This is a genomic window from Pseudomonas sp. CM27, assembly GCF_013179515.1.
Classification (GTDB): Bacteria; Pseudomonadota; Gammaproteobacteria; order Pseudomonadales; family Pseudomonadaceae; genus Aquipseudomonas.
On sequence record NZ_JABMCN010000333.1, the window covers coordinates 4281 to 5421 of the forward strand.

The following is a 1141-nucleotide window of genomic DNA, read 5'->3' on the forward strand; positions in this document are numbered from 1 at the left end:
ATGCGCCAGGCCTGGCGTGGTTCTTCGATTTCGGCGGTCAGGTCCAGCAGCTCACGGGCGATCGGCCCGGACAGGCCGATGCGCTGCAGGCGGCGCCAGAGGTTGGCCTGCTGCGGCTTGCTGCCCTGCAACTGAGTCCAGGCCAGGGAGCCGAGCTGCACTTCCAGGAGCTCGCGCAGGCCCGACAGCTCGGAGCGCATGGCATCGAACAGGCGCGGATCGACTGGCGCCGCGGCCGGGGCGGCAGCCGCCTCGGGGGTGTCGACGTGGGGCTCGACCAGCGGTTCGGCGGCCGTCAGCGACTGCCCGGCAAACAATTGGCGGTTGTTGTCGCTGCTGTCCTGGCGGTGGTCCAGCTCGGCCTGGGCAGTGGCGATGCGCGTGTGGGTCTTGCGCAGCTCTTCTTCCAGCTCGGCGTTGGGCACGCGCGGGGCCAGGGCGGACAGCTTGTAGTCCAGCGCAGCCGTCAGTTCGACACCACCGGCAATGCGGCGGTTGCCAATGATCGCGGCATCGGCGCCCAGCTCATCACGGACCAGTTTCATGGCCTGACGCATATCGGCGGCGAAAAATCGCTTAACTTGCATTATCCACTACCTCAGCCGTTAGGGCCCACGGTGGCAACGATGGTGACTTGCTTGTTGTCCGGTATTTCCTGATACGCCAGCACATGCAAATTCGGTACAGCCAGGCGACCGAAACGCGACAGCATGGCGCGGATCGGGCCGGCGACCAGCAGGATGGCCGGCTGGCCCTGCATTTCCTGGCGCTGGGCCGCCTCGATCAGCGAACGTTGCAGCTTCTCGGCCATGCTAGGTTCAAGAAGAACACCATCTTCCTGACCCTGCCCGGCCCTTTGCAGACTATTGAGCAAAATCTGTTCCAACCTTGGCTCCAGGGTAATCACTGGCAGCTCAGACTCAACACCGACAATGCTTTGCACGATGGCGCGACACAATCCGACGCGCACCATCGCCACCAGCGCGGCGGTATCTTGACTCTTGCCGGCATTGTTCGCGATCGCTTCGGCAATGCTGCGGATATCGCGCACCGGCACCTGCTCCGACAGCAGGGCCTGCAGCACCTTCAGCAGGCCCGACAAGGAAATGACACCGGGCACCAGCTCTTCTGCAAGTTTAGG

General features: G+C 64.1%; 1 protein-coding gene and 1 pseudogene. Both read right to left on the reverse strand.

Annotated features, from left to right (window positions below):
• Positions 1-587 (reverse strand): annotated as a pseudogene (flhF, locus tag HP547_RS27045) (flagellar biosynthesis protein FlhF); the annotation flags it as partial.
• 11 nt (positions 588-598) lie between these two features.
• A partial coding sequence (locus HP547_RS27050; protein ID WP_172288492.1) for an FHIPEP family type III secretion protein occupies positions 599-1141 on the reverse strand: 543 nt, incomplete at its 5' end.